This window comes from Pseudophaeobacter flagellatus (genome assembly GCF_021228235.1).
GTDB classification, from domain to species: Bacteria; Pseudomonadota; Alphaproteobacteria; order Rhodobacterales; family Rhodobacteraceae; genus Pseudophaeobacter; species Pseudophaeobacter flagellatus.
Window position 1 is genome coordinate 644,628 of record NZ_JAJQRG010000001.1, and the last position, 20,294, is coordinate 664,921.

Below are 20,294 nucleotides of genomic sequence, written 5' to 3' on the forward strand. Positions count from 1 at the left end.
GGGGTGCTGACGGATGGGCAAAAACACGCCCGAACCGCGCCGATCATCAAAGGCCTGTGGTGTTAGGCCGGGGCGCAGTCCGGCAGTGGGGGGGGGACGCTGCGCTAGTCGGTGCTGCGCAGCGGGCTGATTTGCACCAGCACAACGGCGCATAGCGGGATCAGCAGCTTCAGCAGGGCAACCGTGATTAGCAAAAGGCCAAGCTGGCTGTAATCTTCCGGGGTTGAAACCTGACCACTGGCATTGCTGAGCTCGCGGGTGACGACAAAGAATTCGTTCAGGTATTTTGTCCCCAGGCTAGAGGCCGAAAGCGCCAGATTGGTAAAGGCGGCCATCACCGCAAAAAAGGTTGCCTTCAGGTTGCTGGGCGCGTTGCGGGCGATCCAGGCGAGCATCGGGATCATGGCGACCTGTCCCAGGGGGGATTCAACCGCCGTATCGACCAGCGCAATGAAGCGGGCATCCACCACACCTCCGGTCAGCGGGGCGGTCCAGTCCTGTAGGCCGTAGTACAGGCTAATATTGGGCAGGCTCAGCATGGCCTCGCTCAGGGCTAGAAATATGATGATCCAGGCAATGGTGTTATTTGCGATCAGCGGCCGCAGCACCACCATGCCAAAGAGCGTCAGCAGCGAAGAAATCAGCGACAGCACTGACAGAAACTGCTGATCAAAGCTCAGCACGTCGATTTCAAACCAGGTGGCAGCGGCCCCGGTCTGGGGCGTGGCGCGATAGGCAAAGATGATAATCGCGGTGCCGATCAGGGCGCGGGCCTGAGCTGGCGTCAGAACCTTGATCAACTGACGCATCAGCAACAGCACAATCAGCATAGACCCCGCAAAGACCAACTCTTGCCCCTGTGCGATATCATTCAGGCCAATGCCAAGGGTCAGGGCCACAAAGGCTCCGCCGCCGATGAAATACCACCAGTTCACCGAGACGGGATCGCGGGGCAGGGTCAGGCGGGCTTTTATGTCAGCAGCAGATAGCCCCATCCGGCGTAGCCTGACATCAAGCTGCAGGCGCTGAAACAGCGCCACGGCGATCCCCGTCAGCGACAGCAGTGGTACCAGCTGTGCCAAGAGAAAGACCTGCGCGTAAAGTGCGCCCTTGTCCGCCTGCACCAGGGCGTTGGCGCCATCAAACAGCCAGACATTCAGCGCCGCCGCAGCGCTGAAACCACCGATCAGGGCAATCCGGCCCAGGGTCTGCATCGTCGTGTGAAGGACGCGGGTTTCTGCCGTGGTCAACTCGGTTCCCTCTGCATCATAGCGGGGAACGGCTTCGACAGACATGGCATCCGCCACGATATCTTGCAGCACAAACCCGCAGGGCGCGAGCAGGGCCGAGGTCACATACCAGGCATTGGGGGATATCACCGCAGCCATCACATCAGGAATGAGAAGCAGGCTGGCAAGAATGCCATAGCTTGTCGCCATCAGCGCAGCCCCCAGCACGATCAGCAGATATTTCCAACGCCACATTAGATCGACCAAATGGCCCAGCGGCATCTTCAGGGCCCAGGGCAGCCCCACCCAGAACCCCAAACCAGCAAGAAATGCGGCGTCAAAATCCAGGTATTCCTTTACAAAAAAAGTCCCCGCCACAGAGGTGACGCCCTGTACTCCATAGGCAAAATAGATCAACAGCGGCGGCAGGAAGCTCCATCTCAATTGCCGCAGCAGGTCCAGTAAGACCTGGTCGAACCATATATAGGCCCGGTTCATGTAAGCGGGCGCACCTTGAAGGCGGTGATCCGGTTGCCCTCTCGGCCCGTGACCTCAAATCGGAAGCCGTGGAAGGAAAATACCTGCCCCTTTGTGGGGATCATCTGGGCCTCGTGGATGACCAGGCCGGCAATGGTATTGGCCTCTTCATCCGGCAGGTTCCAATCGGTGGCCCGGTTCAGATCGCGGATGGTGGTGGCACCCTCGACGATAAAATTTCCATCGGATTCTTTGCGCACCAGTGACTCTTCGGCTGGGTCAAATTCATCGGTGATCTCGCCGACGATCTCTTCCAGAATATCTTCGAGTGTGATCAGCCCCTGCAGGGCACCATATTCATCCACCACCAGGGCAAAATGGCTGCGCATGCGTAGGAACTGCCGCATCTGATCGTCCAGCGTGGTTGTTTCAGGGACAAAATAGGGCGGTTTTGCTACCGTGGTGATTTCAAAATCCCGCAACGCGCTGGCATCGCCTTCGGGGCCACCGATCTGGGCATACATTTCACGCAGCAGATCCTTGGCGTGGACAATGCCGATGATGTTTTCCTGTTCGCGCTGGAAGACGGGCAGGCGGGTATGCGGCGAGGTCAGGCATTGTTCCAGAATATCTGCAGGCTTTGCCTCGGCATCAATCATTTCGATATGAGAGCGGTGCAGCATGACCTCTTCGACAAAGCGATCCGACAGATCCAGCGCGCCCAGAATACGGTCGCGATCTTCTTTTTCGACCACGCCTTCGGAATGGCCAATCTGCAGCGCACCGGCGATTTCTTCCCGCACTGCCATGATATGGCTGTCGGGGTCGATCTGGACGCCAAAAAGGCGCAGAATGCCCCGCACCAGAAAGCGCACAGCCGCCACGATAGGAGCAAGAATGGTCACCAATGCGCCAATGATCGGGGCCACCGCCGAGGCGGCCTTCTCTGCGTTGGAAATGGCATAGGTTTTTGGCAGAACCTCGGCAAAAATCAGCACCAGCAGGGTCATCACCAGGGTGGCAAAGGCCACACCGCTTTCGCCAAAGGCACGGGTCAACAGGGCCGTCGCCAGGGATGTCGCTAGGATATTTACCAGGTTGTTGCCCAGCAGAACCGACCCGATCAGCCGCTCGCTGTCTTCGGTCACTTTCAGGGCGCGCTCTGCGCCATGCGACCCCTTGTCGGCCTGGCTCCGTAATTTCCCCCGCGAGGCGGCTGTCAGGGCAGTTTCCGAGCCAGAGAAAAATGCCGAGAGAACCAAGAGCAGCAGGATGGCCCCGGCTGAGATCCAGAATGCGCTGTCCAAAACGGTTTGGGCGGTGTCCATGGTGGGTCCAAATTCTGTTTGTGTCGTTCGATGTTATGGGCCGTAGCGGTCTTTCAGACAAGTCCCGTTCAGGGCGTCCAGGCGGGCGCAAAGGCAAGAGATACAGGTAATAAGACAGGGCGGCGGGTAGGCTTTGTCAGTGCGCCGCGTCCTGGCTGTCGTTCGGCGCTGCCTCACCTTCGCCTGATTGCGTGCCGTCGGTTTCTGTTTCTGTCGCGCGCGATAGGGGGTGGTGTTGCAGCACCAGTTCGCTTAGCCGCGCATCCAGCACATGGGTATAGATCTCGGTGGTTGCAATATCGGCGTGGCCCAGCAGCGCCTGAATGGCCCGTAGATCGGCGCCATTAGCCAAAAGATGGGTGGCAAAGGCGTGGCGCAGGGTATGAGGCGTGACCTTTTGCGGATCTACCCCGCCGCTTACCGCCAGGTCTTTGATCAGCAGGTAAAACCAGTGGCGCGTCAGGTGCCCGGACTTGCCGCGCGACGGAAACAGGAACTTTGACCCCATGTGATTTGACCCCGCGTGATTGGGGCGGGTCTGTTTCTCGGCCTGTTCGCTGTCGCGATGTTTCAGCCAGGCCCGCAGGGCAGCACGTGCCGGGGGCGATAGCGGCACCAGGCGTTCTTTATTGCCCTTGCCCATGACCAGCAGCATATTGGGATCCCCACGCGCCGCCGCCAGCGGCAGCGAGACCAGTTCGCTCACCCGCATGCCGGTGGCATAGAGCAGCTCCATCAGGCAGGTGTTGCGCAGGCGATCCGCAGGGCTGCGCCCGGTCTGGCGGGCGGCGTCAAGCAGTCGGTCGACCTCGATCACCTCCAGCGTCTTGGGTAGCGATTTGGTCCGTCCCGGTCCTTTGATCTGGATTGCCGGATTGTCGGCGCGCCAGCCTTCTTCAAAGGCAAAGTGATAGAGCTGACGAATGGCAGAAAGCCGTCGGGCCCGGGTGGCCCGGGACAGCCCTTCGGCATCGCAGCTGATCAGATAGGCCTCAATATCGTCTCGGCTGGCGGCACCAAAGGCCTGGTTGCGATGTTGCAGCCAGGCGGCGGCATCTTTCAGATCGCGCCCATAGGCCAGCAGAGTATTGCGCGCCGCGCCCGCCTCGGCGGCCTGGGCCTCCAGGAAGGTAGAGATCCACTGCAGGTCATCGTGCGGCGCGGCCATTCAACCGCGCTCCAGTAGCATCAATTGCAGGGTGGCGCGCCGCGCGGTGTCTTCCAATCCTACCGCCCGCAGGGCGGCCAGCGCCTTGCTCAGGGCCCCCAGGTTGCCCTGCGCCCCGCGCGCAAAGAGATCCATGGTCCGCAGGATCGCTTCGCCCAATTGCCCGTTGTCCAGCAGGGTTCGGATTTCTGTCGGCACCTCGGCGTCTTCGTCAAACCCCTGAATGATGGATTGCATCAGGGGGGAGCTGTGGCGCAGGGATGATCCCTGCCGCGGCGCCGTGGCTCCGTCGTCGGGCATTTCCTCTGTGGTTTCTGCTGTATTCTGTGCCTCGGGGCTGGGGCGCAGCGCGATATTGCTGCCGGGATTGCCGGGGGTTCCCTGCGCCAGCGCGGCCAGAAATTTGTTTTTGTCGCTGTCCTTTGGCGGACTATGAGAGGCGATTTCATAGGTGGGGGCCAGCAGGCGGATCCGCCAGGCCAGTTCTGCTGCCGGGCCACTCAGCTTGAAACGCGCCAGCTGGGTCGAAAACAGATCAGCAAAGCCCACCTCCAATCCGGCCTGTTGCATCGCCTTCCAGACGGCGGGCAGGGCATTGCCCACCTCGGCGCTGCTGCCACTGTTCAGGGCTGCCTCGAAATGCTGCAGAGCGGCGACCCGGTCCCAGATCCCGCCGGAGGCGGCAGGGCTGCGATCCGTATAAAGCCCCAAGAGCTGATTTGGGTTCAGCGCCCCGGCGCGGGTCAGACGCTCGGCCGCCTCCAGCTGGGCCTTCCAGCCGGCCAGATCGCGCAGATCTGCCGCCGCAAAGGCTCGTGGCAGCGGCGCTGTGGGCAGCGGCTCGCCAATGGCTTCGAACAATCGAAAGGTCAGCGGGTCGGGATTGCTAGGTCGGGACAGCGGTGGTGCCAGCTCAAATATATCGGGGTTGAGAAACCGGTCGAGCAGGTCAAGCTGCGCCTTTGGTAACAGATCAAGTGCATGGGCCGATTCCAGCATCAGCGCCGCAGTGGGCCAATCGCCACGCCGCGCAGCGCAGAAAATGCGCGCCCGGTAGTCAGGGGCAAGATATGGTTCCGCAATCAGGGCGGTGCAACTTCGGTCTTCACCACCGCTCAGCAGGGCGGTAAAGAACCAGCGCCGAAACCGCGCCGGGCTGGCTGTCGGACCGGCTTGCTCTACCAGCGCCTGCGCCGGATCCGACGCCCCAAGGCTAATCAATCGATCCAGCCGCGCCAGCAAAACGACATCGCCCTCGGCGCGCAGCGGCCGACTTTCCGACAGCAGCAGGGTAAACAGCAGCGATTGCATCGCCGGATTCCCCCGCACCGAAACCGATCGGATCAGTCGGGAAATGACCTCGGGATCGCTGCCGCGCCACAGATCCACCGGCAACCCGGTTGCCGAGGGCGCGACCAGCCCGGTCGGGGGCAGCAGCGCCTGCAGGGGCGTTACGGTGATATGCGGATGACTTGCGCTGCCGGTCACCGGTGGCTCTAGCAGGACGGTGCTGGGCAGCGGTCCGGTGCTGCTGGGTTGCCCCAGCCAGTCAATAACGGTGAGCGGCGCCTGACTGTGCCCCTGGGCCTCTAGCGTACCAAAGGGCAGAGAGACCGCCAGGACAACGCAGGCAAGAGCGGCAAAAGAGCGATTCTTTTGCCGCTGTTTTCTGCGCCGGTCAGTTTGCATCTAGGACGACCGGTTTTCGGACTTCTTCGATGGGTACACTGAAATCAGCCCCGAACCAGGGGCCGATATAGGCATAGGCTATCAAAGCCAGTGCCGCCAGAACCCCAAAAATGACAAGATATTTGATCAATCGCACCATTGCACACCTGCTGCCTGCTTCTTTGTATTTTGACCAAGTTATATATGGCCTTTTTTGCAATATCACGTCATTCACTGAAGAATGAGCGAAAAAGAGCAAATGACCGAGGCAGATGCCTCAAAACCCGATCCCGGACGCCTGAAAAAGACTGTTGTCATGGTTGGCATGATGGGCGCGGGCAAAACTGCGGTTGGCCGCGCCCTGGCCGCGCGGCTGGGGGTGCCCTTTCTGGATAGCGATCACGAAATCGAAGCCGCCGCCAATATGACCATCCCCGAGATTTTTGCCCGCGATGGCGAGGCCTTCTTTCGCCTGAAAGAACGCCAGGTCATCGCCCGGCTGTTGACCGAGGAATGTGGTGTGCTGTCCACCGGGGGCGGCGCCTTTCTGGCGGCGGAAAACCGTGAAACCATCACCCGAAATGGTGCCTCGATCTGGCTGCAGGCCGATCTGGAGGTGCTGTGGAATCGGGTCCGCCACCGTGATACGCGGCCTCTGTTGCAGACTGCTGATCCCCGCGCCACCCTGGCAGAGCTCTATCAGCAGCGGGTGCCATATTATGCCAAGGCAGATATTGCGGTGGTGTCGGATGGGCGGGCCTCGATTGAACAAATGGTAGACCGGGTGCTGCTGGCCCTACAGGCGCGGCCTGACGTATTGGAGTGCTGAATATGGAACGGATTGTGCATGTTCCCCTAGAGGGGCGCACCTATGATGTGGTGATCGGACCAGGGTTGTTGCAGCAGGCGGGGCAGCGAATTCTTCCCTTTCTGACGCGTCCGCGTGTGGCAGTAATCACGGATGAAACGGTTGCGGGCCTGCATCTGGATGCCCTGCGCGCCGGACTGGCCAGCGCCGGGATTGAGATGGTCTCTCTGGCCTTGCCAGCCGGTGAATCAACAAAGAGCTGGCCGCAGTTTTCACGCGCGGTGGAATGGCTGCTAGAGCAAAAGGTAGAGCGCAACGACGTGGTTATCGCGCTTGGCGGCGGGGTGATTGGTGATCTGGTCGGATTTGCCGCCTCTGTGCTGCGCCGTGGCGTGAGGTTTGTGCAGATCCCGACCTCGCTGTTGGCGCAGGTCGACAGCTCTGTCGGTGGCAAGACAGGCATCAACGCACCCCAGGGCAAGAACCTGATCGGCGCCTTTCATCAGCCCACATTGGTGCTGGCGGATACGGCAGTGCTGGGCACGCTTACCGCGCGCGATTTCCTTGCCGGCTATGGCGAGGTGGTCAAATACGGCATGCTGGGCGATGCGGATTTCTTTGCCTGGCTAGAGGAAAAGGGGCCAGATCTGGCCTCGGGCGATATGCAGGCGCGGGTCGAGGCAGTGGCCCGTTCGGTGCAGATGAAGGCCGATATCGTGGTCGAGGATGAAACCGAACTGGGCAATCGCGCGCTTTTGAATCTGGGCCATACCTTTTGCCACGCGCTAGAGGCCGCAACCGGCTATTCCAATCGGCTGATGCATGGCGAAGGCGTGGCCATTGGCTGCGCGCTGGCCTTTGAACTGTCGTCGCGTTTGGGCCTGTGCAGCCAGGAAGATCCCAGCCGGGTACGCGCCCATTTGAAAGCCATGGGGATGAAAACTGATCTGTCGGATATCGACGGCCCCTTACCCGATGCCGAGACCTTGCTGGAACTGATGAGCCAGGACAAGAAGGTGGTGGATGGCCAGTTACGCTTTATCCTGGCCCGCAGCATTGGCGAGGCCTTTGTCACTGCTGATGTGCCCAAAGAGACGGTCTTGTCTGTCTTGCAGGATGCCTTGTCGGATCGCCCACAGGCTTAGGTCCCGCTGGACTGGGCCGGTCGGGTTGGGCCAGTTGGCGCGCCAAGAGGAATAGTAGAAACCTAAGAAAAAGGGCCAGCGGATGCTGGCCCTTTTTCTGATTGCCTTGACGGATGAGTGTCTCGCCAATTTCACGCGTATTTGTCCGGCCTGGCTCTTTGCCATTGCAGCCGGACATGCGCGATTGGTTGGTTTAAAATGGGATCTCGTCGTCGTCGATGTTGTGCGACGGGCCGCTGCTGCTGCCGCCACCATAGCCACCACCCTGCTGGCTGCCGCTGTCGTAGCCACCGCCACTGCCGCCACCATAGTCGCCACCCTGTCCGCTGTCTTGGCTACCACCAAAACCACCGCCGCCACCGCCGCCTTCGCTACGACCGTCCAGCATGGTCAGCGTGGCACCAAAGCCCTGCAGCACAACTTCGGTTGAATAGCGGTCATTTCCGCTTTGGTCCTGCCATTTTCGGGTCTGCAACTGGCCTTCGATATAGACCTTGGAGCCTTTGCGCAGATATTGCTCCGCGACCCGGACCAGACCTTCGCTGAAGATTGCAACCGAATGCCATTCGGTGCGTTCACGGCGTTCTCCGGTATTGCGGTCTTTCCAGTTTTCGGAAGTGGCAATGCGCAGATTGCACACCTTTCCACCGTTCTGAAACGACCGCACTTCTGGGTCGCGGCCCAGGTTGCCGATGAGGATGACTTTGTTGACTGAGCCGGCCATTGGGGTCCGTCCTTATTTCTATCTTATGTTGTAACGCGTGCGGGACTACTGGCGAATCTCGTCCGCGAAGTTGGGGGGAGACTATAGACCTGGGCGCGGGGTGAAAAGCGCTGCTCTGATCCTGACGGGATTTCTGTGCCCCAACACCTTGGAGCAATGGCGGTAAACCGCAGAGGCCAGTCGGCAGGATCGCTTTCATTTGGTAAACGTTTCGTTATAGTATGGCAAAATATTTGCAGGGTTAAGGGTGAGGGGCAGAAATGCGGCCACAGAGATTTGGGATGTCATGTGCCTGTCTTGCAGCCGGGCTTGTGCTGGCAACCAGCGCATCTGCGGATATGTTCAGTACCAAGAGCCGACGCGACTTATTTGCTTCGCACACCCGGATTCTGGATACCCGTGCTGCGGAACAATATGAAAATTCTGTCCGTTTGCAGCCAAAGCCCATTCCCGGCCTGACCTCAGCCAGCCCGCGCTACAGCGGCAAGTATCGCGGTGAATACCTAGCGATGGCGCGTCGGGCTGCACGTAAACACGGGGTGCCGGAAGAGTTGTTCCTGCGGCTGGTACAGCAGGAAAGCAATTGGAACCCAAATGCAAAATCCCACAAAGGGGCCCTGGGGCTGGCGCAGTTGATGCCGGCCACGGCGCGCAGGCTGGGGGTGGATCCGGCTGTTCCGAAACAAAATCTCGAGGGTGGCGCGCGCTATCTGGCCAAACAGTTCCGCAACTTTGGCTCCTGGCGTCTGGCCCTTGCCGCCTATAATGCCGGGCCGCAAGCGGTGCGCAAATATGGCGGAGTGCCGCCCTACAAAGAAACCCAAAACTACGTGGCCGTCATCTGGGGCAGCTGACGCCTGCGCAGGCTAGGGGCCAGTGCGTAGCGACCAGTGCGGTACCAGGATGCAGACCGGCCAGCTAATGCAGTTTGGCCAGATTGTGTAGACCGGGCTGACACGCTTTCTGCACAGACAATGCAGCCATGCCTTTGCACCTGAACCGATCGCGTTAACGAGATCGTAATCTTGCTTAACGCCCTGTTAACTCCGCTTCGTTGCCACCAATCGGCCTTAATTTTTTATGATCTTGCCTGCGATTTCAGGAGGAATTGACGTGACCAGCAGAAGCTTTGAAGACCGGCTAGAGCGCATTCAATGGGTACCTGGCGTGGTGCCGACACATGACATGATTGATAGCGTATTGGGCGGGCGCGGATTGGCCAAGGCCCGCAGCGTCGGGGCAACCCTGTTTGGTGCGATTCTTGGCATTATGATTGGGTTTGGCGTTAAGGGCATAACGCTCGCCGAGTCTCCCTGGGGGCCGGATACCGGTTTTCCGGGGCTGGTCGGTGGCGGGCTGTCGCTTGCAGCGATGGGCGTTTCGATTGTTCTGGGGCTCTATGTCGTGCTGCGCAGTCGGCGTTACCCCTGGTTGATGCAGTTTTCTTCGATGAATCTTCTGATGATCGTGGTGCTTTTGTTGAGCTGAGCGCCAATATTACCATTGGAAATTGCGCGACATCAACGATCCCAGTATGGGGATGGGGAAACTACCGGCATAGACCCTCATTCCGGAGACCATGATGAAGCCTGCCCAATCCCCTATCCGTTTCACGCTTGCCGCGCTTTGTATCCTGTGCAGCAGCAGTGCAGTTCAGGCGCAGCCCCCCCTGGAAGAGCTGCGCCTGGAAGAGCTGGGAGAGGCGCTGTTTCACGATCAGGATCTGTCGCTAAATCGGACCCAGGCCTGCGCCAGTTGCCACGCGCCCGACCTGGGCTTTAGTGATCCGCGCCGTTCGGCGCGTGGTGCTTTTTCTTTGGGGGATGATGGCCATTCCCTGGGAAACCGCAACGCGCCGACCGCCTCTTACGCGAGCTTTATCCCGCCCTTTCAGAAAAACGCAGATGGTGTCTGGATCGGCGGCCTGTTCTGGGATGGCCGGGCGCGTGATCTGGAAGAGCAGGCCGGTGGCCCCCCTTTGAATCCGGTTGAGATGGGGTTGCCGGATCGGGCGGTTCTGGTTCAGCGACTGCGGGAAAAACCTGCCTATCAAGCGGCCTTTGCCGGGCTGTTTTCGCCAGATGTTCTGCAAGATCCTGATCGGGGGGTTGCGGCGATGACTGCAGCAATTGCCGCCTTTGAACGCAGCGCTGAATTCGCCCCCTTTGACAGTAAGTATGACCGTTACCTTGCTGGAAAGGCAGAGTTCTCTAAAGAGGAAGAGCTGGGCCGCACCCTGTTCTTTTCCGACCAGTTCACCAATTGCAACCAATGCCATCAGCTGCGCCAAAGCCCAATGGACGCGCAAGAGACCTTCAGCGACTACAGCTATCACAATATCGGTGTGCCGCAAAATCCGGCAGTGCAGCAAGACCTCGGCCTGGCGGCTGACTATGTCGATGACGGGCTATTGGCCAATCCGGCGGTGACGGATCCGGCCGAGCGTGGGAAATTTCGCACCCCAACCCTGCGAAATGTCGCAGTGACTGGCCCCTATATGCACAATGGGGTGTTTCAGGATCTGCGCAGCGTCGTGCTGTTTTACAACCGCTATAACAGCAAGGCCGCCTCAGCGCAGATCAATCCGGAAACCGGCCAGCCCTGGGGCGACCCAATGGTGCCCGGTACGCTGTCGCAAAAGGAACTCACCCATGGTCCTGCGCTGGATGAACGCCGGGTGGCAGCACTGGTGGCCTTTTTGAAGACGCTTACAGATCTGCGCTATGAATCCCTGCTAGAGGACTAGCGCCGGTATTCCGGCGCTGGATCAGTTCCTCGACCTATCGATCATTTTGCGGCAACCTTGATCACCGGCGACATCCGCGCCAGCATTTCATCACTCAGGTGGCATTTGATCTGATGGCCTGCCTGCAGCTGGCGGGTGGGCGGCACAATGGTTTCGCACAGCCCTCCGGGCACTTCGGTCTTCCAGCGGCAGCGGGTCTGAAACGGGCAGCCAGAAGGCGGATCCATCGCCGAGGGAATATCCCCCTCCAGCACAATATGCTGCTTTTCGACCGAGGTATCGGCAATTGGCACAGCGCTCAGCAGTGCTTCGGTATAGGGATGATAGGGCGGGGAAAAGACCTGATCGGTATCGCCCAATTCGACCACATGGCCCAGATACATCACCATCACCCGATCGCTGAGATAGCGCACAATTGATAGATCATGGCTGATGAACAGCAGGGTGGTCTTTTCCTTGCGCTGAATTTCCATCAGCAAATCGGTCACCGCCGCCTGTACCGACACATCAAGCGCCGAAACAGGCTCATCCGCTACCACAATACGCGCCCCACCAGAAAACGCCCGTGCAATGCCAACGCGTTGTTTTTGCCCGCCCGACAATTGGCGCGGCATGCGGTTTGCAAAGGCCCGCGGCAGCTTCACCAGATCTAGCAGCTCTAGCATGCGCTGCTTCCGGTCCTGATCAGAGCTGCCAAAATCAAACACCTCCAGCGCGCGGATGATCTGGCGACCAACCGTCATAGAGGGGTTGAGCGTATCAAAAGGATTCTGGAACACCATCTGCACATCGGAAATGGTGCGGGTGTCGCGATCTTCAATCGCAGTCTGCTCGATGTTGTTGCCATCCAGCAAGATCTCCCCCTCGGTTGCAGTTTCCAGCCCCATCAAGACCTTGGCAAAGGTCGATTTTCCGCAGCCGGATTCACCAACAATTGCAAGAGTTTCCGATTCGCGCGCCGTAAAACTCAGGGTTTCGTTTGCCTTTACCACCCTCTTGGTACCGCCGCCAAACAGCGCATTTGCCGCCACCTCATAGTATTTCTTCAGGTTGTCGATCTGCAGAACCACCTTGCCCGGTTGGGTCTTTTCCTTCTGCTCGGCCAGCGCGATCGGTGCTGCCCAATCGATTTCAAGGTGCTTCAGACAGCGGGTCGCATGGCGATCATTGCCCGCCACGGGCGACATTTCGATCTCGCCCTGATCACAGCGCCCTGGTTCAAAGTAATCACAGCGAGGGCCAAAATTGCAGCCCTGCGGCCGTTCATGCGGCAGTGGAAAATTGCCGGGAATCGCCACCAGGGGATGGGCATTCTTGTCAGCCCCAGGCAGGGGAATAGAACGGAACAGGGCCTGGGTATAGGGGTGCTGCATATCGTCAAATACCTCGGCAATAGAGCCCCGCTCCACCGCCTCACCGGAATACATCACACAGAGACGATCGCAGGTTTCCAGGATTAAACCCAGATTGTGGCTGATAAACAGCATCGAAGTGCCGTATTTCTTGCCCAGATCCCGCACCAGTTCAACCACCGCCGCCTCAACCGTGACATCCAGCGCGGTTGTCGGCTCATCCAGGATCAGCAGCGCTGGCTTTGACATCAGGGCCATGGCAATGACGATCCGCTGCTGTTGCCCACCTGACAGTTGATGCGGATAGGCCTGCAGCATCCTCTCAGGATCAGGTAGGCGTACATCTGTAACCACCTCCAACGCACGGTCATAGGCGTCTTTCTCGCCAAGCCCCTCGTGGATCATCGGCACTTCTATCAACTGACGCCCGATCTTCATCGCCGGGTTCAGGCTGGCCATGGGCTCTTGATAGATCATCGCAATTTCATTGCCGCGAATGTCGCGCAGCTCATCGGCGCTCATCTCCGCCAGATCGCGGCCCTTAAAGCGGATATTGCCGCCGACGATGCGGCCATTATTGCCCAGGTCCTGCATCACCCCCAGCGCCACGGTTGACTTGCCACAGCCGGATTCACCAACCAGACCAACGGCTTCCCCAGGTTGCACCGAGACGGAAAAATCCATCACAGCCGGGATCTCATGCCGCCGGGTGAAAAATGAAATCGACAGCTTGTCGATTTCAAGGATCGGGCCGTCATATTCTGCCATTTTGCTCATCTTGTATCTCCCTATCGGGGCAAGAGGGGACCGTGCCCCTTCATTTGGCTGCAAATATCCCGGGGGGCCGGGGGCTGGCCCCCGGGAATGCCGGTCCCGGAAAAACCAATGCGGATCAATCCTTCATGCTCTCTTCTCGCAGTCCGTCTGCCAGCAGGTTCAATCCCAAAACCAGGCTCAGCAGCGCAAATGCCGGGGGGAGGGCGGGGTGCAGGTAGATCGCCAACAGCTTGCGCCCCTCATTGATGGTAGACCCCCAATCCGGGCTTTCGGGCGGCAGGCCAAGCCCAAAGAAGCCAAGCGTCCCCAGCAGGATGGTGGTATAGCCAATGCGCAGACAGAAATCGACGATCAGTGGCCCGCGGGCATTGGGAAGAACCTCCCACAGCATGATATACCAAGGCCTTTCGCCCCGGGTCTGGGCCGCGGCAACATAGTCGCGGGTTTTGATATCCATCGTCAGGCCGCGCACGATACGAAACACGGTGGGCGAGTTGACAAAGACCACAGAGACAAAAACCACCAGGATTCCGCCTGTAATATTAAAAAGATCAAGGCTTTGGGGTAGGAAGTTAATTTTTGACTCGGTCTGATTGATCACTGAAAAATAGCCCCAGACCAGCGGGATTAGCACCACGGACAGCCATAGCCGGTTCTGGTGCGGTTGGGTGCGAAACCGGGCATTGATCCACACCGCGAAAAAGATCAGCGGAAAGGCAAAAAGCACCGCTGCCATATATTGTGGCAGGCCAGTTTGCACGATCTCGGGCGTCACCAAAAGATAGAAGAGCAGGATGACCGGGAAGGCCAAGATCAGGTTGGCAAGAAAGGACAGGAATGTATCAATCCGACCGCCAAAATACCCGGCTGGCAGGCCCAGGGTGATCCCGGCCATAAAGGCAAATATGGTTGCCAGCGGCGCAATTTTCACGACCTCCCAGGCCCCCTTGACCATGCGGCTAAAGACATCGCGGGCCAGGTTGTCGCCCCCCAAAAGATACCATTGGAAATCGCCCTCTTCAGGGCTGGGCAGCGGGGTGCCGGGCACTTTGTTCTTCAGACCGGACAGCTGTGCCAATGGATCATGGGTGATGATCAGGTCAAAGGCCCCGAATATGCCGGTAAAAACCCAGAACATCACCAGGCCAAAGCCGATCATGCCGATGGGGCTGTCAAACAGCTTGCCATACATGCCCATGCGCTGCTTGAACCTGACGGACAGGGCAAAGAGCAGCACCAAGGCGATCCAGACCGGCAAAAGCCGCTGCGCAATGGCCCCAATGATGCCGGCGCCGGTGCCCAGCACCAGCCCAAGGATCAGATAGGCCGCAATGACGGCCGCCGTGAGCAGAAAGGTCAGGCGCACCGCAAGGCCAGTCAGCTCTCGTGGGCCGGTTGGCAGGCTGAGGCCCGCGCCAGACGGGGTGATTGCGCGATTTTCCGGCAGCAGACAGCTAAGCACAATCCAGGCCAGCACCGAAAGGCCCAAAAGCCCAAGGCCCAGCGCCAAAACAGGGTTCAGGAAGGCAATTTGGCCGGTCCAGCTAAGAGGGTCCATCTCTATCTCCTTCCTTTATGAAATACGAATACGAGGGTTGAGGTAGACATAGCCGATGTCTGAAATCAGCTGCGTCACCAGCACAACAACTACAGAGACGACAGAAATCGCCAGGAGCAATTCGATGTCGTTATTGCCGGCGGCTTCAACCAGGATCCAGCCAAAGCCTTTGTAATTGAAAAGGGTTTCCACGATCACCACGCCGTTCAGCAACCAGGGGAACTGCAGCATGATGACGGTAAAGGGGGCGATCAGCGCATTGCGCAGCGCATGTTTCAAGATGATGTTGTGAAAGCTGACGCCCTTGAGTCTGGCGGTGCGGATATATTGCGCCGTCATCACCTCGGTCATCGAGGCCCGCGTCATCCGCGCGATATATCCCATACCGTAGAGCGCAATAGTCAGGACCGGCAGAAAGAAATTCTCAAAGGTCGGGTTCTCCATTGCGGATGTCGCTGTGCCCTTGAACCACTTCAGCCCCACGGTCGAAGAGGTAAAGATCGCAATCAAAATCACCCCAGAGACATATTCCGGCGTTGCGGTGGTCAGGATCGAAACAGTGGATAGGCTGCGGTCGGTTACCGACCCTTCACGCATGCCTGCCAGCACCCCGATGATCAGCGCTGATGGGACCATGATCACCAGAACCCAAAGCATTAGATATCCGGTATTGCCCAACCGGACCGATATAATGGACGCCACATCGTCTTTGAATCGGGTGGAATAGCCCCATCCGCCCTGCAGGATGCCGCAGAAGCGCGCTGCCTGATCTGCCTCGGACTCGGGCTGCGTGCCGGTGATGCATCGCCCGGTGACACCCTCTTCGGTGGTGCGGGTCCAGCCCGGCAAAGCGCCCAGCCATTGGCCGTATTTCACCACAGTCGGCTGCCCGTAACCGTTGTTGTTGAGCCAGCTGTTTACCGCCTCGTCGCTCATACGGAAATTGCCCTGGGTCTTGGCCAGTTTTTCCAGATTTGGTTCGAGGTTGGTTAATACAAAAACGATGAACGTCAGGCATAGTGCCGTCAGGATCATCACGCCTGATCGGCGCAAAATGAACAATCCCATTGAGGTCCCTGTCTGTCTGGCGTCAAAACCGGCACCGTCGGAGCGGCGCATAGTTGATGGCTGAGGGAGAGCGCCCCTGCGCGCTAGATAGTGGCGCGCGGGGGCGGGTCCTGGCGGTGCGGGTTAGGCCGACCAGCCCCATTTGTAGTGGTGGTGTTCAAAGGTCACATGCATATCGGCATTGGCCACGCCTTCCTTCATGTGACGATAGAGAGAGCGCCAGTAGGGCTGGATGGTGACGCCTTCGTCCTGGATGAGCATCTGGATCTTTTTCATCACCTTGCGCCGCTTGTCTGCATCGGCGATGGCCAGAGCCTCGGTCAGCAGGGCGTCGAATTCGGCGTTGGACCAGCCAAATTCATTCCAGGCCTCGCCCGACCGATAGGCCAGCGCGTGGATCTGTACGCCCAGCGGGCGATGGTTCCAGTTGGTCGAACTGAAGGGATATTTCACCCAGTCATTCCAGAAGGTAGAGCCAGGCAGCACTGTCCGTTTCACCTTGAAACCGGCATCGCGCAACTGTGCCGCGACGGCGTCGGTGGTGTTTTTGCGCCAATCATCGTCAATCGAGACGATTTCATGCTCATACTCCATCATGCCAGCTTCAAGCATCAGGGCCCGGGCCGCTTCGGGGTCGTGTTTCTGCGGCGGCAGTTCGGCATATTCGGGATGGATCGGGCCAACATGGTGGTTTTCCGCCACCTCGCCGCGATTGCCATAGCCCAGTTCCAGGCAGACGGCGTTGTTGGTGGCCAAATGAATTGCCTGACGAACGCGTTTGTCCGCATAGGGGCGCTTGCCATCAACCTCGGCCAGCTGGTTGGGGCGCACAACGATGGTCGCCATGGTGACAACTTCGGATTTTTTATAACCAAGCCCGTCCATCACATCAATGAATTCGCCAACCGATTCATAGAGCATGTCAACTTCATCAGATTCCAGCGCCGCCAGCCAAGAGGAGGGGTCGGTGCCAAAATCGGTATATTCGATACGGTCCAGCGCGGGCTTGCCAAAGACCGCTTCGCCCCACCATGTGTGTTCGGTATTGCGCTCTAGCGTGGCTTTGACGCCGACTTCAAGATTGGTCAGCAGATAGGGGCCAGTACCAATGTTCTTTGTGAAATCGTCGGTTTGAAAGCTGGAGTGCACAATGGCAGCAGGGTAATCGGCCATGCCTGCAATCATCGAGATATCGGATGTCGGAAGGTTCAGTCGTAGGGTGTGGCTATCAACAACCTCGATGCCCCCCTCAATCGCCGCCCCTGTTTCAGAATCGATCAGGGTGGCAAAACGCCCGGCCATTGAGTTGCCCTCAAGCCCCTTGTCACACCACCCGGCGATATTGCGCGCCACATCCTCTGCCGTGAAAGCGTCGCCATTGCTCCAGGTGACGCCCTTGCGGACATTCAAGGTATAGACAGTTGCGTTGTCATTGACCTCCCAGCTGTCCAGCAACATGCCACGGATAGAGCCATCGTTGTTATATTCAACCAGGTATTCAAGGGTGCCGCGGGTCTGGTTGCCCATCTCCGACCAGTCATAGGTACGCGGGTCTTTCAGTGGGCGGACTCCCATTTGTACCCGCAGGGTGCCGCCCTGTTTCATTTCGGTGGCCGCCTGTGCTGCCGGTGCAGTCAGGCCAAGCAGCCCATAGGCCGCAGCAGCACTTACCCCGAGGCCAGTGGCACGGGCCAGAAACTCGCGTCGGTCCAGTTTCCCGTCTAGAACTTCCTGGGCATGCATTTTTGCCGCCCAGTGGGGCTGTTGGTCAGTGGTGGAAACGTAGGTCATTCGGATCTCCCTTTGGTGCTCCATGGGGAACGGGCCCCAGTTGGACATTGCCATTTTTCTGGTCTTGCGCCTGAAGCGGTATGGTTCTGGCTTGCAGCTTTTTGATGCATTCATTCGGCCCTAGTTCTGTAGACAGGTCAATGCATAGAATCGGCTGTCTTGGGTTGAAAAGCGACATTTTTTGTGTCGCATTTAGCAAATAGACGGTTGACGGCCTCTGAACTGGGCAGATCTGCCCAGTCCTGGACGCAATGGTCTACTTCGACAGATAGGCCGGGTATTCCCTAAAATAATGAACAGGTTGTGGGGGGGATGCCGCGCAGGCCTGTGGTGCTGCGCCTGTTACGGCACAACTGGATTGGCGGGCACCGGCACAACGACCAGCGCAACCCCGGCCGCGTGGTTCGACGGGGTCACGGGCGGCGCATACGGGCCGATTTTCGCAGGGTGCTGGGGGTCTGACCTGTGTGCAGAGTGATGAAGCGGGTGAAATAGGCTGGGCTCCCAAATCCGATCCGCTCGGCAATGTCGCGCATGCTCAACTCTGAAAACACCAAAAGACTGCGAGCGGCATAGAGCTGGCGTTCGGTGAGCAAGGCTGCCGCCGTCTTGCCGGTTTCCGCTTTACACACCCGGGTCAGATGGGTTGGCGTCACATTCAGCGCGGCAGCGTGATCGGCCATGGTGGTGCGGGCATCGTAATATTCGCAGACCCGCTGACAATAGGATTGCGACAGGCGCCGCGCCGCAGAGGGGCGCGCAGGGGGCAACGGCCCCGAGGGGGGCAGGCGGCGCAGTTGAATGCTGATCAGCTCGCTATAGCATTGCAAAGCCCGGCGCCACAGCGCGGGATGCCCGGTCTGTTCCTGCAGGATGGAGTCCAAAAGCGCGTTCAGGCGGGCCTGTTCGCGGGGGTCGGAAATTTTCAGGTGCAGCGGCATGTCCGGGGTGGCCACCGGGGCAGAGACCGGAATTCTGAGCGCTTGACCCAGACATTGGCGGCCAAATTCAACCGACCAAAGCGACCTTGCCGGGAAAAACAGCGCGCTATGAGGGCTAAAGCCACGTTGGTACCCCTCCATCAGAAAGCGGCCTTGGCCGCGGGTAATCCAGACTAACAGATGTTCGCCGCGGTCATGTGCCAGCTCTGTCTGCCAGGCCCCATCCGCCGCCAATCTGGACAGGGGGATAACCTGGATTTCTTCAATGGGATTTGGATCAAAAGGCATTCAGCAATCAGAACTTCTATAATAGTTAATCTGTCATCAGAGCAGGGCATGAAAATGTGATTCGGGGCAAGTTTCGCCAGATTATGTTTCAAAATTTAAATGACCGTATGAAATATGAGGCCAGGGTGAAAATGCCAGTGTTTCAATACTGTGGCGCCATTGTTTAGCAGAGCAAGTGGGAAAAGCCACGGGCCTGCATCGCCAGGGCGCTGCAGGCCCGAGACCCCGGCTGTCAGAGCGCGCCTGACTGGATCGGAATCCAGTGTTTCATCTTTGAGCGAAACCAGCTGCGCTGTCGTTTTGCATAGCGCCGGGTGGCAATCGCGGCCTGTTCACGGGCTTCATCCAGCGATAAATCGCCGGTGACATAGCCCATCAACTCTGGCACACCGATGGCCTTGCAGGAGGGCAGGGCTGGATCATACCGCGCCTGCATGGCCTCAACCTCTTCGAGTGCTCCCTGTTGTAGCATTTGATCAAAGCGGCGGCGAATGCGCGGCTCCAGCCAATCCTTGGGACTGTGCATCACCAGCGCATTGCAATGCGCCAGCGTCAGGGGCGGGGCAGGAGTGTCGTCTTGCCAATTGGCCAGCGAACGCCCGGTGGCCTGCAGCACTTCCCAGGCGCGCTGCACCCGGGCCCGGTTTAATGTATCAATCCGCCCCGCCGTCTGGTCATCCAGCTGGCACAGCAGTGCAGCCAGCGAGAGGGAATCGCCATGTGCGCGAATCTCTGCCGGGGTTGGTGGAATTTCGGCCAGACCTTCTGTCAGGGTTGAAAAATACAGCCCCGTGCCGCCAACGATGATCAGCCTTTCGGGGCCGGCCAGCAGGGTTTCCACCTCACGCAACCAATGGCCTGCGGAATATTGCTGATCAAAACCGACATGGCCATACAGATGATGTGGCAGGCGATCTTCCTCTGCCTGTGAAGGGCGGGCTGTGACCACGCGCCAGCAATTGTAGATCTGACTGGCATCGGCATTGACGATTACACCGCCTTGTTTTTCTGCGATTTCCATCGCCAGGGCAGATTTTCCCGAGGCGGTTGGCCCCGCCAAAAGCACAGGTTTGTCCGGGTCGATATCGGGCAATAACATCAGCGGTCCGTTCCAGGGTTTGTGGTGTTGCGCCAGGGGCGGCAGAGCAAGCAGCGCAGAAACAGGCGCGAAAGCCTCCACGCTGCATTGAAACCCGCGCCATTTTGCTTCATTTTGCCGCGCAAAC

The 20,294-nt window shown here is 58.8% G+C and carries 17 protein-coding genes; 5 read left to right on the forward strand and 12 right to left on the reverse strand.

Translation table 11 applies throughout. The annotated features are described in order from the left end of the window. Positions 1-104 precede the first annotated feature (104 nt). From LRK71_RS03075 to LRK71_RS03095, 5 genes are all read right to left on the reverse strand, one after another. Entirely contained in the window at positions 105-1,727 is a 1,623-nt protein-coding gene (locus tag LRK71_RS03075; RefSeq protein WP_232400977.1) for an MFS transporter, read from the reverse strand. Further along, positions 1,724-3,034, reverse strand: coding sequence for an HlyC/CorC family transporter (locus tag LRK71_RS03080; RefSeq protein ID WP_232400978.1), 1,311 nt, complete (start codon positions 3,032-3,034; stop codon positions 1,724-1,726). The genes LRK71_RS03075 and LRK71_RS03080 overlap by 4 nt, the downstream gene beginning before the upstream one ends. 136 nt (positions 3,035-3,170) lie before the next feature. Beyond that, entirely contained in the window at positions 3,171-4,202 is a 1,032-nt protein-coding gene (locus LRK71_RS03085) for a tyrosine recombinase (protein ID WP_232400980.1), read from the reverse strand. Further along, positions 4,203-5,891 (reverse strand): hypothetical protein, encoded by a 1,689-nt coding sequence (locus LRK71_RS03090; RefSeq protein WP_232400982.1) that lies wholly within the window; start codon positions 5,889-5,891, stop codon positions 4,203-4,205. After that, positions 5,881-6,030, reverse strand: a complete 150-nt coding sequence (locus LRK71_RS03095; RefSeq protein ID WP_232400984.1) for a hypothetical protein — start codon at positions 6,028-6,030, stop codon at positions 5,881-5,883. The genes LRK71_RS03090 and LRK71_RS03095 overlap by 11 nt, the downstream gene beginning before the upstream one ends. Before the next feature lie 81 nt (positions 6,031-6,111). On the opposite strand from LRK71_RS03095, the gene LRK71_RS03100 reads away from it, so the two are divergent. Together LRK71_RS03100 and aroB are read left to right on the forward strand one after the other, a co-directional pair. Then, positions 6,112-6,699, forward strand: coding sequence for a shikimate kinase (locus LRK71_RS03100; RefSeq protein WP_232400986.1), 588 nt, complete (start codon positions 6,112-6,114; stop codon positions 6,697-6,699). Positions 6,700-6,701: 2 nt separating this feature from the next. Further along, the gene (aroB, locus tag LRK71_RS03105) at positions 6,702-7,823 is read left to right on the forward strand and encodes a 3-dehydroquinate synthase (RefSeq protein ID WP_232400988.1); all 1,122 of its coding nucleotides are present in this window, start codon (positions 6,702-6,704) and stop codon (positions 7,821-7,823) included. A 193-nt stretch (positions 7,824-8,016) separates the two neighbouring features. Here the strand turns inward: aroB and ssb are convergent, their stop codons facing one another. After that, positions 8,017-8,547 (reverse strand): single-stranded DNA-binding protein, encoded by a 531-nt coding sequence (ssb, locus tag LRK71_RS03110; protein ID WP_232400991.1) that lies wholly within the window; start codon positions 8,545-8,547, stop codon positions 8,017-8,019. 281 nt (positions 8,548-8,828) lie between these two features. Between ssb and LRK71_RS03115 the strand changes: the two genes are divergently transcribed. From LRK71_RS03115 to LRK71_RS03125, 3 genes are all read left to right on the forward strand, one after another. Then, positions 8,829-9,401 (forward strand): lytic transglycosylase domain-containing protein, encoded by a 573-nt coding sequence (locus tag LRK71_RS03115; RefSeq protein WP_232400993.1) that lies wholly within the window; start codon positions 8,829-8,831, stop codon positions 9,399-9,401. Between the two features lie 259 nt (positions 9,402-9,660). Beyond that, positions 9,661-10,035, forward strand: coding sequence for a hypothetical protein (locus tag LRK71_RS03120; RefSeq protein ID WP_232400995.1), 375 nt, complete (start codon positions 9,661-9,663; stop codon positions 10,033-10,035). Positions 10,036-10,129: 94 nt separating this feature from the next. Then, positions 10,130-11,293 carry a cytochrome-c peroxidase gene (locus LRK71_RS03125; protein ID WP_232400997.1) on the forward strand — a complete coding sequence of 388 codons (1,164 nt, stop codon included), beginning with the start codon at positions 10,130-10,132 and terminating at the stop codon, positions 11,291-11,293. A gap of 41 nt (positions 11,294-11,334) precedes the next feature. On the opposite strand, the gene LRK71_RS03130 is transcribed toward LRK71_RS03125, so the two are convergent. The 6 genes from LRK71_RS03130 to miaA all read right to left on the reverse strand — a co-directional run bounded on the left by LRK71_RS03130 (position 11,335) and on the right by miaA (position 20,167). Beyond that, entirely contained in the window at positions 11,335-13,422 is a 2,088-nt protein-coding gene (locus tag LRK71_RS03130) for a dipeptide ABC transporter ATP-binding protein (RefSeq protein WP_232400998.1), read from the reverse strand. A gap of 115 nt (positions 13,423-13,537) precedes the next feature. Further along, the gene (locus LRK71_RS03135) at positions 13,538-14,980 is read right to left on the reverse strand and encodes an ABC transporter permease (protein WP_232400999.1); all 1,443 of its coding nucleotides are present in this window, start codon (positions 14,978-14,980) and stop codon (positions 13,538-13,540) included. 15 nt (positions 14,981-14,995) lie between these two features. After that, a complete protein-coding gene (locus LRK71_RS03140) occupies positions 14,996-16,048 on the reverse strand; it encodes an ABC transporter permease (protein ID WP_232401000.1) in 1,053 nt (350 codons plus the stop codon). A 123-nt stretch (positions 16,049-16,171) separates the two neighbouring features. After that, entirely contained in the window at positions 16,172-17,839 is a 1,668-nt protein-coding gene (locus LRK71_RS03145) for an ABC transporter substrate-binding protein (protein ID WP_232401001.1), read from the reverse strand. Between the two features lie 413 nt (positions 17,840-18,252). After that, positions 18,253-19,068, reverse strand: a complete 816-nt coding sequence (locus tag LRK71_RS03150; RefSeq protein WP_232401002.1) for a helix-turn-helix transcriptional regulator — start codon at positions 19,066-19,068, stop codon at positions 18,253-18,255. Between the two features lie 232 nt (positions 19,069-19,300). Continuing rightward, complete coding sequence (gene miaA / locus LRK71_RS03155) at positions 19,301-20,167, reverse strand: tRNA (adenosine(37)-N6)-dimethylallyltransferase MiaA (RefSeq protein WP_232401003.1); 867 nt, start codon at positions 20,165-20,167, stop codon at positions 19,301-19,303. Positions 20,168-20,294: the final 127 nt, after the last annotated feature.